Origin of the sequence: Ruegeria sp. AD91A, assembly GCF_003443535.1 — a bacterium.
Taxonomy (GTDB): Bacteria; Pseudomonadota; Alphaproteobacteria; order Rhodobacterales; family Rhodobacteraceae; genus Ruegeria.
Map to the genome: position 1 here is coordinate 1,120,024 of NZ_CP031946.1, position 17,992 is coordinate 1,138,015.

At 56.4% G+C, this 17,992-nt stretch carries 19 protein-coding genes; 3 read left to right on the forward strand and 16 right to left on the reverse strand.

The annotated features are described in order from the left end of the window. Positions 1–5 precede the first annotated feature (5 nt). A complete protein-coding gene (gene hisI / locus D1823_RS05655; protein WP_117868998.1) occupies positions 6–401 on the reverse strand; it encodes a phosphoribosyl-AMP cyclohydrolase in 396 nt (131 codons plus the stop codon). Between the two features lie 48 nt (positions 402–449). Here hisI and D1823_RS05660 point away from each other — a divergent pair, with 48 nt between their 5' ends. Together D1823_RS05660 and D1823_RS05665 are read left to right on the forward strand one after the other, a co-directional pair. Further along, positions 450–902, forward strand: a complete 453-nt coding sequence (locus D1823_RS05660; RefSeq protein ID WP_117868999.1) for an iron-sulfur cluster assembly scaffold protein — start codon at positions 450–452, stop codon at positions 900–902. A gap of 59 nt (positions 903–961) precedes the next feature. After that, the gene (locus D1823_RS05665) at positions 962–1,600 is read left to right on the forward strand and encodes a MarC family protein (protein WP_117869000.1); all 639 of its coding nucleotides are present in this window, start codon (positions 962–964) and stop codon (positions 1,598–1,600) included. A gap of 184 nt (positions 1,601–1,784) precedes the next feature. On the opposite strand, the gene D1823_RS22215 is transcribed toward D1823_RS05665, so the two are convergent. From D1823_RS22215 to D1823_RS05685, 5 genes are all read right to left on the reverse strand, one after another. Then, on the reverse strand, positions 1,785–1,907 hold the full coding sequence (locus tag D1823_RS22215) for a hypothetical protein (protein WP_256367496.1): 123 nt from the start codon (positions 1,905–1,907) through the stop codon (positions 1,785–1,787). Positions 1,908–2,019: 112 nt separating this feature from the next. Continuing rightward, positions 2,020–4,110: an ATP-dependent DNA helicase RecG gene (gene recG / locus D1823_RS05670; RefSeq protein ID WP_117869001.1), complete on the reverse strand. Its 2,091-nt coding sequence runs from the start codon at positions 4,108–4,110 to the stop codon at positions 2,020–2,022. Next, positions 4,107–6,359, reverse strand: coding sequence for an NAD-dependent DNA ligase LigA (gene ligA, locus D1823_RS05675; RefSeq protein WP_117869002.1), 2,253 nt, complete (start codon positions 6,357–6,359; stop codon positions 4,107–4,109). Before ligA ends, recG begins: the two co-directional genes overlap by 4 nt. Positions 6,360–6,482: 123 nt before the next feature. Beyond that, positions 6,483–7,199, reverse strand: coding sequence for a response regulator transcription factor CtrA (gene ctrA / locus D1823_RS05680; RefSeq protein WP_117869003.1), 717 nt, complete (start codon positions 7,197–7,199; stop codon positions 6,483–6,485). A 71-nt stretch (positions 7,200–7,270) separates the two neighbouring features. Further along, on the reverse strand, positions 7,271–7,579 hold the full coding sequence (locus D1823_RS05685; RefSeq protein ID WP_117869004.1) for a DUF1153 domain-containing protein: 309 nt from the start codon (positions 7,577–7,579) through the stop codon (positions 7,271–7,273). A gap of 128 nt (positions 7,580–7,707) precedes the next feature. Here D1823_RS05685 and mnmA point away from each other — a divergent pair, with 128 nt between their 5' ends. After that, complete coding sequence (gene mnmA / locus D1823_RS05690) at positions 7,708–8,853, forward strand: tRNA 2-thiouridine(34) synthase MnmA (protein WP_117869005.1); 1,146 nt, start codon at positions 7,708–7,710, stop codon at positions 8,851–8,853. On the opposite strand, the gene D1823_RS05695 is transcribed toward mnmA, so the two are convergent. The 10 genes from D1823_RS05695 to rseP all read right to left on the reverse strand — a co-directional run bounded on the left by D1823_RS05695 (position 8,850) and on the right by rseP (position 17,989). After that, a complete protein-coding gene (locus D1823_RS05695) occupies positions 8,850–9,395 on the reverse strand; it encodes a carboxymuconolactone decarboxylase family protein (protein WP_117869006.1) in 546 nt (181 codons plus the stop codon). The two genes, mnmA and D1823_RS05695, sit on opposite strands and share 4 nt — an antisense overlap. Positions 9,396–9,495: 100 nt before the next feature. After that, entirely contained in the window at positions 9,496–10,071 is a 576-nt protein-coding gene (locus D1823_RS05700; protein WP_117869007.1) for a hypothetical protein, read from the reverse strand. Next, positions 10,064–11,230 (reverse strand): lipid-A-disaccharide synthase, encoded by a 1,167-nt coding sequence (gene lpxB, locus D1823_RS05705; protein ID WP_117869008.1) that lies wholly within the window; start codon positions 11,228–11,230, stop codon positions 10,064–10,066. The genes D1823_RS05700 and lpxB overlap by 8 nt, the downstream gene beginning before the upstream one ends. After that, the gene (locus tag D1823_RS05710) at positions 11,230–12,024 is read right to left on the reverse strand and encodes an LpxI family protein (RefSeq protein ID WP_117869009.1); all 795 of its coding nucleotides are present in this window, start codon (positions 12,022–12,024) and stop codon (positions 11,230–11,232) included. The genes lpxB and D1823_RS05710 overlap by 1 nt, the downstream gene beginning before the upstream one ends. Positions 12,025–12,028: 4 nt before the next feature. After that, the gene (lpxA, locus tag D1823_RS05715; RefSeq protein WP_117869010.1) at positions 12,029–12,814 is read right to left on the reverse strand and encodes an acyl-ACP--UDP-N-acetylglucosamine O-acyltransferase; all 786 of its coding nucleotides are present in this window, start codon (positions 12,812–12,814) and stop codon (positions 12,029–12,031) included. After that, positions 12,811–13,284 (reverse strand): 3-hydroxyacyl-ACP dehydratase FabZ, encoded by a 474-nt coding sequence (fabZ, locus tag D1823_RS05720; RefSeq protein WP_117869011.1) that lies wholly within the window; start codon positions 13,282–13,284, stop codon positions 12,811–12,813. Before fabZ ends, lpxA begins: the two co-directional genes overlap by 4 nt. Before the next feature lie 72 nt (positions 13,285–13,356). Then, positions 13,357–13,878: an OmpH family outer membrane protein gene (locus D1823_RS05725; RefSeq protein ID WP_117869012.1), complete on the reverse strand. Its 522-nt coding sequence runs from the start codon at positions 13,876–13,878 to the stop codon at positions 13,357–13,359. A gap of 63 nt (positions 13,879–13,941) precedes the next feature. Continuing rightward, positions 13,942–16,194, reverse strand: a complete 2,253-nt coding sequence (gene bamA / locus D1823_RS05730; RefSeq protein WP_371415296.1) for an outer membrane protein assembly factor BamA — start codon at positions 16,192–16,194, stop codon at positions 13,942–13,944. Between the two features lie 235 nt (positions 16,195–16,429). Beyond that, complete coding sequence (locus D1823_RS22220) at positions 16,430–16,558, reverse strand: hypothetical protein (RefSeq protein ID WP_256369664.1); 129 nt, start codon at positions 16,556–16,558, stop codon at positions 16,430–16,432. 78 nt (positions 16,559–16,636) lie between these two features. After that, on the reverse strand, positions 16,637–17,989 hold the full coding sequence (gene rseP / locus D1823_RS05735; RefSeq protein WP_117872761.1) for an RIP metalloprotease RseP: 1,353 nt from the start codon (positions 17,987–17,989) through the stop codon (positions 16,637–16,639). Between the last annotated feature and the right edge of the window lie 3 nt (positions 17,990–17,992).

The window sequence follows — 17,992 nt, forward strand, 5'->3', positions numbered from 1 at the left end:
TCTTGCTACGTTACTTCCATCGGAGCCATCAGTTCGGTTTCGGTCCCGTCCCGCACCGCGGTGTAAAAGCACGTCCGGCGGTTGGTGTGACAGGCAGCACCGGTTTGACGCACCAGAACCAACAGGCAATCGCGGTCACAATCGATGCGGAAGTCCACCAGTTTCTGCACATGACCTGAGGTTTCGCCCTTGATCCAGAAAGACTGACGCGAGCGTGACCAATAGGTCACCCTGCCCGTTTCCAATGTCTTTTCAATGGCCTGCGCATTCATCCATGCCATCATCAGAACTTCACCCGACACCTCATCCTGCGCAATTGCCGGAATCAGTCCCGCCTCGTTATATTTCAGAGTAGATGGATCAAACGCGACGGGGTCAGACATGACAAAAACCTTTTGCATCCGGTTGGCTGGTCACTATGTATGAGGAACACACGACGAGGGAAAGCCATGAGCGGCGAGAACGACCTGATTAAGCTGTATTCCGGACGCATTCTGGCGCTGGCGGCGGACATCCCGCATCTGGATCGGCTGGAAAACCCGGATGCAACGGTCAAGAAACGCGCACCTCTATGCGGCTCTACAGTGACGGTTGATCTGAACGTTCAGGATGGTCGCGTCAGTGCCTTTGGACAGGACGTGAAGGCCTGTGCGTTGGGTCAGGCGTCCGCTTCGTTGGTTGGCGACGCAATCATTGGCGCGACGCGTGCACAGGTCGAAGCGGCGCGCGATCAGCTTGCTGCGATGTTGAAAAAGGATGGCCCCGCTCCGGACGCGCCCTTCGACGGTCTCAAGGTTCTGATGCCGGCGCGGGACTATAAGAACCGCCATGCTTCAATCCTGCTGGCGCTGGACGCCACTGCGGAAGCCATGGCGCAGGCGGAACAGGCACATTGCGCCTGATTGTAGCTATTTGAGACAAACCCGTTTACCTTCCGTACAGATTTAAGGAGGGATGGGTATTGAATAATCTGCTTGAGCATTTTGTGACGCTTTGGGTCGTCATTGACCCGATTGGCACAATTCCGGTTTTTATCGCCGTCACCGCAGGTCTTACTGCTGCGGCCCGGCGGAAAACGGCCCTGTTAGCCGCCCTGATAAGCGCAGGCGTTTTGCTGTTTTTTCTTGTGTTTGGGCAATTGCTGATCGAAGCGCTGGATATCGGTCTGAATTCGTTTCAGGTGGCTGGGGGTATCATACTGTTTCTTTTTGCACTGACGATGATCTTCGGCGAGAGCAAACAGGAAATTGAACAACGTCAGGCCGAAGAGGATCAGGAAGACAAGTATCACAAGCAAAACCCAGCAATCTTCCCTCTTGCCGTTCCGTCTCTGGCCTCACCCGGGGCGATGCTGGCCGTCGTCATCCTGACAGACAACCATCGATATAGTGCAGCAGATCAAGGGATTACCGCGCTGGTCATGCTTTCGGTTCTGGTTGTTGCCTTTGTTCTCATGCTCTTGGCGGAACCGATCATTCGCCTGATTGGCCACTCAGGAGCGGCGATCATCAGCCGTATCATGGGGATGATCCTGGCCTCTGTCGCGGTCAATTCCGTCCTGTCCGCATTGCTTGAGATTTTCAAAACCGGACAGTTGTAAAAAAAACCGCCGCACCTTCCGGGCGAAAGGGCGGCGGCAGTCATTGCGTGTCTCGCGTGGGGTCCGGATTACCGCACGGGGCCGAGGCATGGCCCCTCAAGGGGTTTGGGACAGGCAGGTCACCCTTGACTGAAATGGGGATGACAGCGCGGTTTTTTCGGCACGAGATCGCAGTCAGAAAGGCTTAGAATCCAACCGGAAGGTGCAGGGCGACCATCAGGATCACGACCAGAGACATCACGCCCACTGCATCCTGCAGGATAGTCGATTGCGAGCGGCTGAATACAGTCTTGATCTGGGTCAGCATAGGGTCACCTCCGGTCAGAGTTTTAATCCTTTGTTGACCTTTTGTTCTCATATTTACCCGAGTCGGTAAAGAACTTTTTGAGAACATTTGTGAACTTTTTGGAACTTTTCGCCTAACCTACTGAAATCAAACGGATCGCCTGATCCTGCTTCATCAGCCACAAAAGTATACGCGCCGCGCGGCCCCGGTCTGAGGTCAGCTCGGGGTCCGCATTCAGCAACGCCCGGGCATCGGATTGGGCTACAGCCATCAATCCGGCCTGACGCTCAAGATCAGCAATGCGGAACTTGGGCAGACCGGACTGTGCGGTTCCGATCAGATCCCCCGCACCACGCATTTCCAGATCGGTTTCAGAGATACGAAACCCGTCTTCAGTCTCACGCAGAACCTCCAACCGCTTACGTCCCCCCTCGCTGAGCGGCGGTTGGTACATCAGCAAACATGTCGATTCCGCGTCACCACGCCCCACGCGACCGCGCAGTTGATGTAGTTGGGCCAGACCAAATATCTCGGCCCGTTCAATGACCATGATCGTGGCATTGGGCACGTTGACCCCCACTTCAATGACGGTCGTGGCGACAAGAACCTTGGTGGCCCCGATCTGGAATGCAGACATTGCCGCGTCTTTTTCGGCCGCCGGCATTTGCCCATGAACCAGCCCGACCACACCTTCGCCCAATATAGCACGCAAGCGCTTGAATCTTTCTTCAGCAGCCGTCAGGTCCGAAACCTCAGATTCATCGACCAAGGGGCAGACCCAATAGCACTGCCGCCCCTCTTCAATCGCGCGACGCAGATGGGATACGACCTCATCCATGCGCTCCGTGCTGACAATCGCTGTCTTGATAGGTTTGCGCCCCGGCGGCTTTTCGTCCAGCACAGAGACGTCCATGTCGCCATATTGGGCCAGCGCCAGACTGCGTGGAATAGGTGTGGCAGTCATCACCAATACGTCCGCACCCTGCCCTTTTTCCGACAATTCCATCCTCTGGCGCACACCAAACCGGTGCTGTTCGTCAACGATAGCCAATCGCAGCGCTTTGAATTCAACATCACTCTGAAACACGGCATGGGTGCCGACCAGAATTTGAATGTTGCCATTTTTCAAAGCCTCAAGCTTGGCGCGCCGCTCTGCGCCCTTGTCTCGCCCGGTGAGCAGTTCCAGCACCACTCCCGCCTCTTCCGCCAGCGGGCGTAACCCTTCAAGATGCTGGCGCGCGAGGATCTCAGTCGGGGCCATCATCACGCCCTGCCCTCCGGCCTCGACTGCAATCAGAAGGGCCATGAAAGCCACCAACGTCTTGCCGGCCCCTACGTCACCCTGCAACAATCGGTTCATGCGGGCGTCCGTTGCCATATCGGCCGCGATTTCCTCGATCGCGCGGCTTTGCGCGCTGGTCGGACGATAAGGAAGACTGGCCAAAACCTTGGATTGCAACGCGCCTGTCCCTACGCTGACGACACCACGGGATTTCCGATCTCGCTGACGCGCCAGAGCCAGCGTCATCTGATGCGCGAACAGCTCGTCATAGGCCAGACGCTGACGTGCAGCCGCAAACAGTGAGACATCATCAGCCCCTTGAGGATTGTGACCAGCACGAATTGCAGAGATCCAATCCGGCCAGTTTTGCTGTGCCATCTGCGCAGGGTCGATCCATTCCACCAGCTCCGGCGCCCGCGCCAGAGCACTGCGGCTGGCCTTGAACGCCGTCTTCTGGGTCAGCCCCTGTGTCAGATGGTAAACCGGTTCGAACTCTGGGATCTCACTGGCTTGCTCGACGGGCAACATATGATCCGGATGCACCATCTGAGCCATGCCATCGAACAGCTCCAGCTTGCCCGAAACCACACGGCGCGAACCCTGAGGCAGCATTTTTTTCAGATAGTCCCCGCGCGCGTGAAAGAAAACCAACTGAAAATCAGACTGACTGTCTTCGACATGAATGCGGTATGCCCCACCCTTGTTTCGAGGCGGCCTGTGTGGACCGACCGTCACTTCGACGGTCAACGTGGCGGGCAGATCGACGCCCTGAATCGTCTCTCGCCGGCGTCGATCGACAACGGCATAGGGCAGGCCGAACAGAACGTCGCGTGGGCTCTCAATACCGGCCTGTTCCAGGGCTTGCGCGGTTTTGGGGCCAACGCCGTCGAGTGTTTCCAGCTCCGCAAACAGCGGGAACAGCTGTTCCGGCCTCCCGCTCATGCGCCTTCGATCAGCTGCAACCAGCCATCCTCATCCAGGGTTTCGATACCCAGCTCTGCCGCTTTCTTGGCTTTCGAACCCGCACCGGGACCGGCGACCAGAATATCGGTTTTCTTGCTGACGGAACCTGACACCTTCGCACCCAACGCCTCGGCCCGCGCCTTGGCTTCGGCGCGCGTCATCTTTTCCAACGTCCCGGTGAACACAACCGTCTTGCCTGCCACTGGGCTGTCTGATGCCGGTGCATCAGGTGCGATTACTGTCAATTCCTTGCGCAATGTATCGAAGGCGCGTCTTTCTTCCACGTTCGAAAACGCATCGGACAGAGACAGACCAAGTGTTGCACCAATCCCATCGATTCCGATCAATTCCGCCCAGGTGGCATTGGCATCCGGCGGAACACACGCCGCGGTGATTGCCGCATCCCGCGCTTCCTTGACCCGCGCCCGACGACCTTCTGCCAGCGCGGCCGCCCGTTCGGCATCTTCCGCCTCATCCGCTTGCCGTTGCGCCAGAGCTGCCGGGTGCGCGGCGTCCAGGGCTTGTGTCAGGGTCTCCCAATCGCGGTAATACAGCGCCAGATCACGCGCTCCGACTTCACCCACATGTCGGATACCCAAAGCAAACAACAGGCGCGCAAACGGAATGGTTCGCTTTTCGTCGATCGCGGCGAACAGATTTCTGGCTGAGGTTTCCCCCCACCCATCCCGGTTCTTCAGCCGAGCCAAATTGCCCTTGTCACGCTGTTCCAATGTAAAGATATCCGTCGGAGTTTTAATCGGAAGGATCGGATCATCATAGAACATCTCGATCTGTTTCGCGCCAAGGCCTTCAATATCAAACGCTTTGCGCGAGACGAAATGCTTCAGTTTTTCAACGGCCTGCGCGGGGCAAATCAAGCCACCGGTGCAGCGGCGGACTGCGTCGCCTTCTTCGCGGATCGCCTCGCTATGACATTCCGGACAGCGCGTTGGAAAGGCAAAGGTTTGCGAACCAGGTGGGCGTTTGGACAGATCAACATCAGACAGCTTCGGAATAACGTCCCCGGCGCGATAAACCTGAACCCAGTCACCGACACGAATATCCTTGCCATCGCGGATCGTGCCGCCCTTGGCATCGCGTCCCGCGATATAGTCTTCGTTGTGCAAAGTGGCGTTGGAAACAACAACACCGCCCACCGTCACTGGATGCAACCGTGCGACCGGGCTAAGCGCGCCTGTGCGACCGACCTGAATGTCGATCGCCTCCAACCTTGTCCATGCCAGTTCGGCTGGAAATTTGTGTGCAATCGCCCATCGTGGTGTGGTTGAGCGAAACCCCAAACGCGCCTGAAGCGACAGATCATTCACCTTGTAAACAACCCCATCAATGTCATAGCCCAAGGTGGAACGTTGGGCTTCAATATTGCGATAATGATCCAATATCTCGTGCGTCGTTGCGCAAAGACGGGTCAGAGGATTCGTCGAAAATCCAAGTGATTTAAGCCGCTCGATCGCCCCCATCTGCGAGTCGGCCAATGGTTGCGAAACCTCTCCCCAGGCATAAGCGAAAAAACGCAACGGGCGCGAGCGCGTGATTTCCGAATCCAGTTGTCGCAAAGACCCCGCCGCCGCGTTGCGCGGATTGGCAAAGGGTTTGCCACCGCGCTCTGCTTGCCGCGCGTTCAACGCCTCGAAATCCGGATGAGACATGTAAACCTCACCCCTGACTTCCAGAACCTCGGGTGCGTTTTGCAAGTGCTGCGGGATATCGGAGACCGTGCGGGCATTGGCCGTTACATTTTCACCGACTTCACCATCTCCACGCGTCGCGGCCTGAACAAGCTGTCCTTTTTCGTAACGCAATGACAGAGACAGGCCATCAATCTTAGGTTCGGCTGTGTAGGCAAGGCTTTCCCCGAAGCCAAGGCCCAGATATTTCCGGATCGATCTGTCGAAATCTGCCACGTCCTCATCATCGAAAGCATTGCCCAGCGACATCATGCGCACGGCGTGCGTCACCTTCGAAAAACCGTCAGCAGGCTTTGCACCCACTTGATCCGTCGGGCTGTCGGAACGCTTGAGATAGGGGAAGCGCGCTTCTATTTCAGCATTGCGACGCTTGAGAGCATCATACTCCGCATCCGACATGTCAGGCGCGTCAGCCGTGTGATACAGCGTATTTGCTTTCGACAACAGTTCGGCCAGACGTGCAAGCTCGGCACGTGCCTCATCTTCTGTCAGCTCGGATATGGAAGTTAAGTTGCTCATGGCCTCGCCCTGTCACGCGTACTTGGACCTCAGTGATAGGGCGAGGCCATGGCCAGGTCCAGACGTGCTGAGCCGTGAGTGCAATGTGCCGCCCTGGACCACCGGCGGCACTGGTGTTTCAAATCAGAGACCGACTGCCATCCGTGTTTCGTCCAGCGAGTTGTTTTGCGGATCTCGCAGCACATAACCGCGGCCCCAAACGGTTTCGATGTAGTTCTCTCCTCCGGTTGCATTGCTTAGCTTTTTGCGCAGCTTGCAGATGAATACGTCAATGATTTTCAGTTCGGGTTCATCCATGCCGCCATAGAGGTGATTCAGAAACATTTCCTTCGTCAGAGTCGTCCCCTTACGCAGGCTGAGCAACTCGAGCATCTGGTATTCCTTGCCGGTCAAATGCACAGTCTTACCATCCACTTCGACGGTTTTGGCATCAAGATTCACTGCTACACGCCCTGTGTGAATGATCGATTGCGAATGCCCTTTGGAACGGCGGATAATGGCATGAATGCGCGCCACAAGTTCTTCGCGATGGAAGGGTTTGGTCAGATAATCATCCGCACCAAATCCAAAGCCTTTGATCTTGCTTTCAGTATCATCAGCACCGGACAGAATCAGAATCGGCGTTTCCACCCTGGCGATCCGCAACTGGCGCAGAACCTCATGCCCGTTCATGTCCGGCAGGTTCAGATCCAGCAAGATCAGGTCGTAATCATAGAGTTTCGCCAGATCGATTCCTTCTTCGCCAAGATCCGTCGCGTAGACGTTCAGGTTCGCATGCGTCAGCATCAGTTCGATGCTTTTGGACGTGGTCGGATCATCCTCGACAAGAAGTATGCGCATTTTTCACTGCTCCAATTCGGGTCAATAATTCCAATTAAAATTAAACCTGACCAAGAATGGTTAATCTGACGTTACCGTTGAATTATTAATTCACACTCGCCTTTAGGTTGTCGATACTTTTTTAGCGCCGTCGCTTTCAATGCCTCAACGCCGTGCTCTGCGACCAACGACACCCAACCGTTGAACTCTTGGTCGCTGATGCCGTATTTCCTTTTTGCTTCCGACAGGCTGATCAAACCGTAAAGTACTCCACGCACGACAAGAATCTTGCGTGACGCCACCCATCGCCTTGTGTTTGCGGGCGGCAGATCGGCATGCGTCAAAATAGATCCATCCGGCAGAGCAACAGACCTTGGCCCTTCAACTTTGTGCAAATACATCGCTTTACCCTTCTTGCTGCACCAAAGCTGACACCAGCCTACTTAAGGTCGAGTGAAACCGCCCCTTGAGAGTGTGTAGAATTTTCTTATATTCTGCCGGTCTTTCTTAACCCGGACTGGAAACTGCAATGGCCCTCGATACCGAGACCCCGCTGAACTCGCTTGGCTTTGCCAAACCGCCCTCGGAGACGCGGGTCGTTGTGGCGATGTCAGGGGGCGTCGACAGTTCCGTTGTCGCGGCCTATCTGGCCGATCAGGGCTATGATGTGGTCGGTGTGACGTTGCAGCTTTATGACCACGGCGCGGCGTTGGCCAAGAAAGGTGCCTGTTGCGCAGGAATCGATATTCATGATGCGCGCCGCGTGGCGGAAGAGCGTGGATTTCCACATTACGTTCTGGATTACGAGAACATCTTTAAGGATGCCGTGATCGACGAGTTCGCCGACAGTTATTTAGCAGGTGCAACGCCAGTTCCCTGCATCCGCTGCAACGAGCGGGTGAAATTCAAGGATCTTCTGGAAACCGCCAAGGATCTTGAGGCAGACTGCATGGCCACCGGCCACTACATTCAGCGCAAGATGGGCGCCAACGGTCCGGAACTGCATAGCGCCGAAGACGCCAATCGCGATCAGTCCTATTTCCTGTTCTCGACCACGCCGGAGCAACTGAACTTCCTGCGCTTCCCGCTGGGCCACCTGCCGTCAAAAGATGCAACCCGTGAAATGGCTGCGCAATATGGGCTGTCTGTAGCAGACAAGCCTGACAGTCAGGATATTTGCTTCGTGCCCGACGGCAACTATGCCAGTGTCATCGAAAAACTACGCCCCGGAGCCGCGGAACCCGGCGAGATCGTTCACGCGGATGGCCGCGTTCTGGCGCAGCACAACGGTGTAATCCACTATACGATCGGGCAACGTCGCGGTCTTGGCATCGGCGGCCTCAGCGAGCCGCTTTACGTCGTCAAACTGGACGTTGACAAAAAGCAGGTCGTAGTGGGCCCGAAAGAGATGCTGGCAACGCGCGTCGTTCCGGTGCGCGAGATCAACTGGCTGGGCGACGAACCCTTCACGTCACGCGATGAATGGCATCTATCCGTTAAAGTCCGTTCGACCCGCCCGCCGCGCGAGGCAATCCTTCGGCCGCTGTCGGACACAACGGCCGAGGTCGAACTGCTGACCCCCGAGGAAGGCATCTCGCCAGGGCAGGCCTGTGTGTTTTACGCAAGTGAAGACAGCCGCGTATTCGGCGGCGGCTGGATCTGGCGTGGGTATTAAGCTGAAACCGGTTTGACCTCGGATTCGATCTGAATCTGCAATGCATCGTTGAACCGATTGAACGCACCGCACAAGGCGATGCGCCAGGTCAGCTCGACGATCTGAGCATCCGTGAACCATTCCCTCAGATCCGCCACTTCAGCGTCCCGCATACGGCCCGACCGGATCGTCACGGCTTCGGCATAGCGAACGACCGCCTTGTCACAGGCATCGAGTTCCGTATGATCTGCGACGTCTGGCAGACGCGCCGCACCTTCGGGGCTGAGACCCGCCACCGTCAGCAGCGGTGTGTGATGCGAGACGCAATAATCGCAGGCATTCAGTTTCGAAACCGTCACCATAGCCAGCTCCAACGCACGGCGCGGCAGGTTCTCCTGCTCTCGCAGGGTTGTCAGCATTCCCGTGACATGGTTCAGAACCGGAGGGCAATACGCCGCAACGCGGGCCCAGTTGTCAAACGGACCATACGCGCCCAATGCTGCGTGGGACGCGCGCGCGTCGACTGTCATTTCCTGATCCGACAAAGGGGGAATGCGGGTCATGTCGAAAGCTCCTTTTTCGGGTGACGATACCTCGGACCTGCATCACTGCAACAGCCGAATAGAGATCACGTGTGCGAGACAAAGTGCTCTCTCGGTGCGGTCACAGCATGTCGGTGGGAGAGTTTAAGAGAATATAGAGCCCGACGCAGACCATGATATATGGAGCGATCCGATCCAAACGGGCAACGCGAGGTCCAAGGCTTTTGGCGTAGGGTGCCCCCCATGCCGCTACTACGACCAGACCCGCGGCCGCAGTGACAGCGCCAACCAACGCAACAACACGATAAGAAGGCGCCGAGTCCGCCAGCAGAGGGGTCATAACCGCGAAACTGTCTATCGAGAGGCTCAGAAACAGCGTCACCACTGAGGTCACGGCCCCTTTTGACTCTGTGTTTTCAGTTTCCGCGTTGCGAAATTGCCGCCAGATACCGCGCAAGCCAAACACCAATGGGACAAGGCCAAGGTAGCCGATCCAAAACGGAAGACCGCTTTGGTTCAGGCCCACAGCCACGGTCATGGCTAAGGAAAGTACAATTGTCTGAGCGACCGCAAAGCCCACGAGCGCGCGGCGCTGTTCCATCACCAGGATCAAGCCCAACAAGACGGCTAGATTGTCAAGATTGGTGGAAATCACTGCGATCCCGGCCGAAACGGCGAACAGCGCGTGATCAAGCATTTTCTGGCTGCATTCTGTTCAGAACAGCCCGCGCCGCGCGCAAACCAGGTGCTTCGCCTCCTCGCCCCAACCGATCCATGGTCAGGTTCATGGCGTGCTGTTGCGCGTTGGTTGCGCCGGCCACCTCACGCAAGGCTTCGGCGATCCTTTCAGGCTGACAATTATTCAGCAGGCATTCCGGCACGGCGCGCGTGTCCGAGACCAGATTGACCAGAGTAACGGTGTCCAGTTTGACCATCCGTTCCGCCACCTTCTGCGTCAGCCAGTTGAGTTTGTACGCAATGACCATCGGCGTATTCTGCGCCGCAAGTTCCAGCGAAACCGTTCCCGATGCAGCAAGTGCAAGATCTGCGACACCAATGGCTGCACGTTTGTCGGCTGTGGCTTGCTCTGCGCCTACATTGCGAGGGTCCAGCACCACGGGGGCGCCGGGCCATTCTCGCACCAATTCATTTATCAGATCGGTTGTCGAACCTACCGTCGGGATCACCACGCGGTAATTCGGGTGGTCATCGATGAACAACCGCAATGCGCCGCCGAAAGACTCTGCCAGACGTTCGATCTCACCCCGCCGCGAACCGGGCAAAGCCAGGAGGATTGGCGCGTCGGCCAGATCGAAGCGGTTCCGAAAGGCCGCGATCTCGTCTGGTGTGGCAATCGGCTCGCTGGCCACAGGATGACCGACAAAGTCGCAGTCCATCCCTGCCTGTTCCATGTATGGAGGTTCGAAAGGAAGAAGCGCCAGCACATGGTCGATGACCTTTGCCATCTTGTCAGCACGCCCGGGTCGCCAGGCCCAGACGCTGGGGGCAACATAATGGACTGTTCGGATTTTGCTGTTAGCTTTGACGATCTTGGCGACGCGCAAGCTGAAATCAGGGCTGTCTATCGTGATCAATACATCCGGTTTCGTGTCCAGCACCGCCTGTGCTGTCTCGGAAATACGCCGTTTCAGGTGGAAAAACTTCGGCAGAACTTCAACAAGCCCCATGACCGTAAGCTCGGACATGGGAAACCGGCTGCTCAGACCCTGCGCTTGCATCAACGGGCCACCGACCCCGTCGAATTCAACATCAGGCACCAGGGTTTTCAACCCCTCCATCAGCGCTCCGCCCAGCCGGTCACCCGAAGGTTCACCAGCGACCAGAAAGACACGCATCAGACCGCCCGCTCGCGGATGTACAGGAACAGACCCAGGCGATTGCATTCAGCGATGACACGATCTTTTTCCAGAACGAGTACACCGCCTTTTTCCAATACGATCCCGGACAATCCTGCCGCAACCGTATCGGTGACGGTATCCGGTCCTATGGCGGGCAAATCAGCGCGCCGATCCTGATCGGGTTTGGGGCCTTTGAAAAGAATGCCCCCGCCTGCGTCGGGGCGTTGCGTCAGGGATTGCAGCATCCACGCAGTGCCGAATATCCCCTCGATAGCCAGCGCCTGCCCTTTGGATATGGCGCAGGCCTGCCCCGTATCCGCCGCCCCCATTGCCCGAAGAATACCCGCTGCACGGTCAGCGTCGGCCATGTCGGCGTCCGAGGGATGCGCTTCGGTCAGGCACCCCACCGGCGGCAACAAACCGGGCGCGATTTCATGCGCGGCCCTGAGGTTGACACCGGCCCCCTCAAGAATTCCGATCATGGCGCGCAAAGCTCCGTCATCCCCGGACAGGATGGCCTTTTGGATGATCGGAACCAGCGGCAGTGTCGCGGCATCGATGCGAGAGGGGTCGATTGGCGGGCGCCGAACAGCGCCGGCCAGACAGATATCAGTCACGCCCCGCGCCTTCAGGTCGGCGATGAAGCTGCCCAACTGTTCCAGAGGAAACACGACATCCGCGCTCAGGGTGTCCGGCAGAAACCCCTCCATCGCGCAGATCAGGGGACGTTCTGCCAACTGGGCAACAACTTCGGTGGGCAGCGCCCCGGTTCCCGCAATCAACGCAAGCATGATCCTACTTTCTCGGGGTCAGGAAGGACCGATCACTATGGCCGGTGACGAAATCAACGATCTGCTGCACATAGTCGCTTTCGTTACCTTCACCGATCCGGCTGGCACGATCCATAAAGGTACCTTCGCCGTCAGATAGTTCCTTGAAGGCCGCGCGCAGCGCCGAGATATCTTCGCGTGATACACCCTTGCGCTTGAGACCGACGAGGTTCAAGCCATCCAGTTCACCCCTCGACGCCTGTACCAGGCCATAAGGAATAACATCCTTGGGCACCATGGTCAGCGCGCCAATAATGGCCCCGCGTCCAACACGCACCCATTGATGCAGCCCCGAAATGCCGCCGATAATCACGTCGTCTTCGACGATACAGTGCCCCGCCGCACCTGAATGGTTGACCATGATCACACGGTTGCCGATCTGAACGTCATGGGCTACGTGAACACCCGCCATAAACAGGCAGTCGTCGCCGATCCGCGTGACACCTCCGCCACCTTCGGTTCCGGTATTGATTGTCACATGCTCGCGAATGCGGTTGCGTTTGCCAATCTCAAGACGGGTGTTTTCGCCACTGAATTTCAGATCCTGAGGGATCTCACCAATCACCGAGAAATTGAACACAACGGTATCTTCGCCAATCGAGGTGTCACCCGTCACGACCACGTGCGATTTCAACTCGACCCGATCCGCCAGTTTCACCTGTGCGCCCACATGGCAGAATGGACCGATGATGCAATCCCGTCCAATCTGCGCACCGTCTTCGATAATTGCGCTGGGATGGACTCCGTTCATGTTGTTTTTTCCATATCCCAGTCGACATAGGCCGAGAATTCCGCCTCGGCGGCCACGTCCCCTTCGACGGTGGCACGGCCGCTGAACTTGAACAGCTTACCGCCTTTTTTCCCGCGTACGGTTTCCACATGCATTTCCAGCACATCACCGGGCACAACCTTGCGGCGGAATTTGCACTTGTCGATGCTCATGAAGTAAATCAACAGCTCGGTATCAATGACGTCCATTCCCACGCCCAGCATCACGCCTGCGGTCTGTGCCATTGCCTCAACAATCGTGACGCCCGGCATGATCGGCGTACCCGGGAAATGCCCCTGAAAATGCGGTTCATTCATGGTGACATTCTTGATTCCACGTGCCGACTGATAGCCCGAAATATCTACCACTTTATCAACCAGCAAAAACGGATAGCGGTGCGGCAGGATCCTTTGGATCAGCTGAATGTCTGCGCTTTTGGTTTCAGTGCTCATTATGCAGAAATCCCGTTTTGGATGTTTCTTTTTTGCGTGGTTAGCAATACACCACCCCAAGGGCAAGCGAACCTATTCGCCCTTCCCTTCTTGCAAATCGCTTCCATCACCAATTACCGCATCTATTCGGATGATTGCGGCCTCGGTGATGTCGGATGTGCTGACAACGACATTGGATCGTTCAATCATCACGCTGGCCCCAATTTCGCGCAGCAGATCGACCAGCACCGGGCGCACAATCTCGAAAAATGTTTGTTGGGCTTCTTCACTGCGGCGGGCCAGAACGTCCAGCTTTGCCCTTTGCCCCTCGCGATGGGACTGAACCTTAAGATCAAACGCCTCGGCCAAGGGGCGGAACTCGTCGGCCGACATGTTGGCGCGCTGCTCGGTGAGTTCCTTTTCTTCGCTGCTCAGTTCCGCGACAATCCGTTGGTTTTCTTCGGCCAGTAAGGCGCTTTCCTTTTCAATTTCGCGCAAAACTCGTTGTCCAAAGGCTGACTTGGCAAACAACTCTTCACTGGACAGGGTAACCACACTGGCTTGCGGCACACCAAGCTGCTGTGCATTTGCCAAAGGTGCCGAGACCATCGTCATAAATGCACACAGGGCCCAAAGCGGGCCCCGTGTTCTGCAAAGCAATCTGTTCAGCATCGCGGATCAGAACCGGGCTTGGATCGTGAAATCAAAGTTCTGTTCCTTGTCGAAAGACTCTTTCTTCAGAGGCTGCGAGAAGTTGAACTGCAACGGTCCAAATGGGGTTTCCCACAGAACCGAAATGCCGATCACGTGGCGGATCGATCCATTTGCGCCGACAATAGTTGCACCTGCCGTGTTCACGTTGTCGATGTTGTAGAGGTTGCCAACATCATAGAACAAGCCACCCCGCAAACCCAGTTCCTCGGGCAGACCCAGCGGGAAGTCGGTTTCGAAACGGGCAACCCAATAGTAGTTGCCCCCGATCGCGTCATCCTGACCGTTGGACAGGTCACGTGGTCCGATACCCGCAGGTTCGAAACCACGGAAGGTGTTGGGACCAAGGACAAACCGGTCCACAGTCCGGCTGAAATCGTTGCCGCGCCAATGCAAGGCGCCCAGCTCCATCGTAGCCCGAAGCACCACCTCTTCATTCCAGACACGGGTTTGCGCGATACCGCGCGCCGTGGTCTTGAAGAACTTGTTGTCCCCACCAAGACCAGCGGCATCAACACCAACTTCGAACAAAACACCGGAATTCGGGTCCAGGCCGCCGAGACGGCTGTCGTAAATGTAGGACAGACCCAAAGAACTGGACGTCCGCTTGCCCTGCGCAATTTCAGAAGCAATCACTGCACCGTTAGTTTCGTTGTCCTGCTGCGTCATCTCGCTGCGGTCCCAGCCATAGCGGACCCGCAGAGCCGACAATTCACCAATCGCGTAGGTCAGCTGCGGTGCAAAGAAAAGACTGCTTGTGTCGTAACTCGCAAACCCGGAATTGGTGCCTGACAAACCCAGACCAAGATCAAATCGCAGCTTGCGGCCCAGCAGGTAGGGCTCGGTAAAGTTGATTGTGTATTCCTCCGAGTCCTGCGCGGTAGAGATCGAGACACCGAGGTTCTGGCCACGGCCCAAGAAGTTGGATTCGTTCAGACCGATTGCAATCCCGAAACCGTCCGTAACCGAGTAGCTGCCTCCAAGGCTCAGCGAGCCTGTGGGTTGTTCTTCAACGTCCACATCCAGAATGACCTGACTGGGCGACGATCCTTCGCGCGGTTCGACTTCCGCGACAGCGAAGAAACCCAGGGCATTGATACGCTCAGCCGCCTGACGGATTTCGCGTGGATTGAACGGGTCACCTTCGACGGTGTCAAACTGACGACGGATCACGCGATCCAGGGTGGTAGTGTTGCCTTCTATATCGATCCGCTCAACAAAGATTCGCGGGCCTTTTGTCAGGACAAACTCGATATCCAGAGTCAGGTCACGGTCATTGCGTTTGACACGCGGCTCCACCCGCAGGAAATCCACACCTTGTTTCAGACCCAGACGTTCCTGGCGTGTAATGGAATTTTCAACCAGCGACGGTGTATAGGTTACGCCGGGCTTGATTTTCAGCGAGTCCTGATAAGGTGCTGGATCCACGCCCGGTATTTCGCTGACGGTCGTGATTTTACCGAATGAGAATTTCTGACCTTCGGTTACATTCATCACCAGGAAAAACGCATCCCGTTCGCTGGTAAACTCGACGTTGGCGCTGTTCACACGGAAGTCGACATAGCCTCGTGACAGGTAGAAATCCCGGATGACCTGCTTATCGAACTCGATGCGATCGCCGATAAAAGTGTCGTTCCGGAAGAAAGTCCGCAGAAATGTCGCCTGCTTGGTTTCCAGAACACGGCGCAAACGCCGATCCGAAAATGCGCGGTTGCCCACAAAGCTGACACGTTCCACTTCAATGGTGGTGCCCTCTGCCACCTCAAAGACCAGATCAACCCGGTTGTCACTACGGCGGATAATCCGAGGGATCACGGTCGCGGCGACACGGCCCTGAGCCGAATACACTTCAGCAATTATATCGGCGTCAGCTTCAGCCACCTGCGGGGTAAAAACACGACGCGGCTGGGATTCGATAACGTCCAGCAGCACGTCGTCTTTGACACGGGCGTTACCCTCGATGCTGATCTGGTTGATTGTCGGGTATTCCTGAACTTCGATGACCAGCGTAGAGCCGCGCGGCGTCAGTTCGACTGTCTCAAATACACCACTGTCAAGCAAACGCTGATAGGCATCATTGAGTTGCCCTGAGGTTACACTCTGGCCTGGTTCGATTCCCGTTCGGGCGATGATCGTACCGGTTTCAATCCGGCGATTGCCCTGAACGTCAAACGAATTGATAGTATAGTTTTGCGCCAGTGCTGCTTGCGGAAAAGTCATTAAGCTCGCTGCAACAAAAAGGAAAAGAACCGCTAGCGCCTGCCACAAAATATTGATTGTTGGCACTTGCTGCCCGCAGGATGTGCCCGCCCCTCGCCTGTCAGTCATTTTATGCTCTACCCAGAATTTAAGACTTTAATGCTGAGTAACGGGATTGAATGAGCTTGTCAAAAGGCGAAAGCAAAGCCGCCGTTCAGACTGCCAAGCAATTTAATGACGTCGGTTTCAGTAAGAATCACATAGCCGCCAGATAGGCGGCACCTGCCATCGCCAAAGCTGTAACCGCAAAGCTCAGTAGAACGTCCCAATTCAACACGAACAGGAAGCTAAAGCTCTGATACGATTTTCTCAGCGTTTTGGTCATGGCATTTCCCTCAGACGCAAAGAGAATACCGTCCAATTAAGGCGATAATGCGGCTCAATTTTGCACTGAGCGCCACAATCAGCAGAACAGGTCGTTGCTCACTGAGAACAGCATCAGCGTGAGGATAAAAGTGATCCCCACCCCCATGAGCACCCGCAAGGCCCCGTCACTGGGTGGCTTTCCGGCGATGGCCTCATAGGCGTAGAACACAAGATGTCCGCCATCCAGTGCCGGGATCGGAAACAGGTTCAACAATCCGACCGCTGTAGACAGAACCGCGATAAAGAAGATGAAGTTCTGGGCCCCCTGACTGGCCATGGCACCCGAGGTTTCAGCAATTCCGATCGGTCCCGAGATGTTGCAGGTACTAATCGCACCCGTCACCATGTGCCACATGCCCGACAGCGATCCTTCGATAATACGACCCGTTTGTCTGACACCACCCGTCAGTGAAGCTAGAATACCTGCCGGTTCAGTCGCCGGTTCCAGCATCATGCCCCCAATGATCCCAATCCGCCAATGCGTTACAAAACCACCATCCGGTTGCGGTTCATCCGTGCGTCGGGGTGCCAATGCGAATTCCAGCACGGACCCGTCCCGCCAGACCTCCAGCAGCAAAACCCGACCGTCGGACCCTTCGACAAAGTCTTTCAGCTGGTCGAAGGCAAAGATCGGCTCGCCATTCACTGACATGATGACATCGCCTTGTTTCAGTTGGATATCCATGGCCGCGCTGCGAGGGGCCACCTGACGGATCAGTGGCGGAAACATCCAGGGTGCCTGAACATCCAGGGTTTCACCGTCACGGATCACCGTATAGTTCAGAACCGGTTCCACAGGCAGCGCATCAATGAAGTTCTGCCATGCCCCCTCTTCATCATAATCTGGCGTTGGAGTGCCCGCGATGGCCGTGATCACGTCACCTTCTCTCAGCTCCTGCACGGTGCCCGGCAAGGGTTGCAACGATCCGACTGTCAGCGGCTCTTTCGATACGCCTTGTGACCAGAAGATCAGGCCAAACACCAGAATGGACATCGCAAAATTGAAGACAGGCCCGGCCGCGACCGTGGCGGCACGCGCCCACAAAGGGGCACCGTGCATGGTGCGGCGCAGCTCTTCCGGGCTCTGGGTTGCGATGCCTTCCATCGCCTTTTCATCCTTGCCGGATGCGGCATTGGCATCGCCCAGGAACTTTACATAGCCCCCAAACGGCAGCAACGCGATCTGCCACTTGGTTCCCCGCTTGTCGATACGGCTCCAGAGAACTGGCCCAAACCCGATCGAGAAGACCTCGGCATGGATTCCGGACCAGCGTCCAACAATGTAATGTCCGTATTCGTGCACCGCGACGATGACCGACAACGCGATGACAAACGCAACTATCGTCCACAGAAGGTTGCCAAATTGGGGGATTAGGGAAAGTACGTCCAAAAT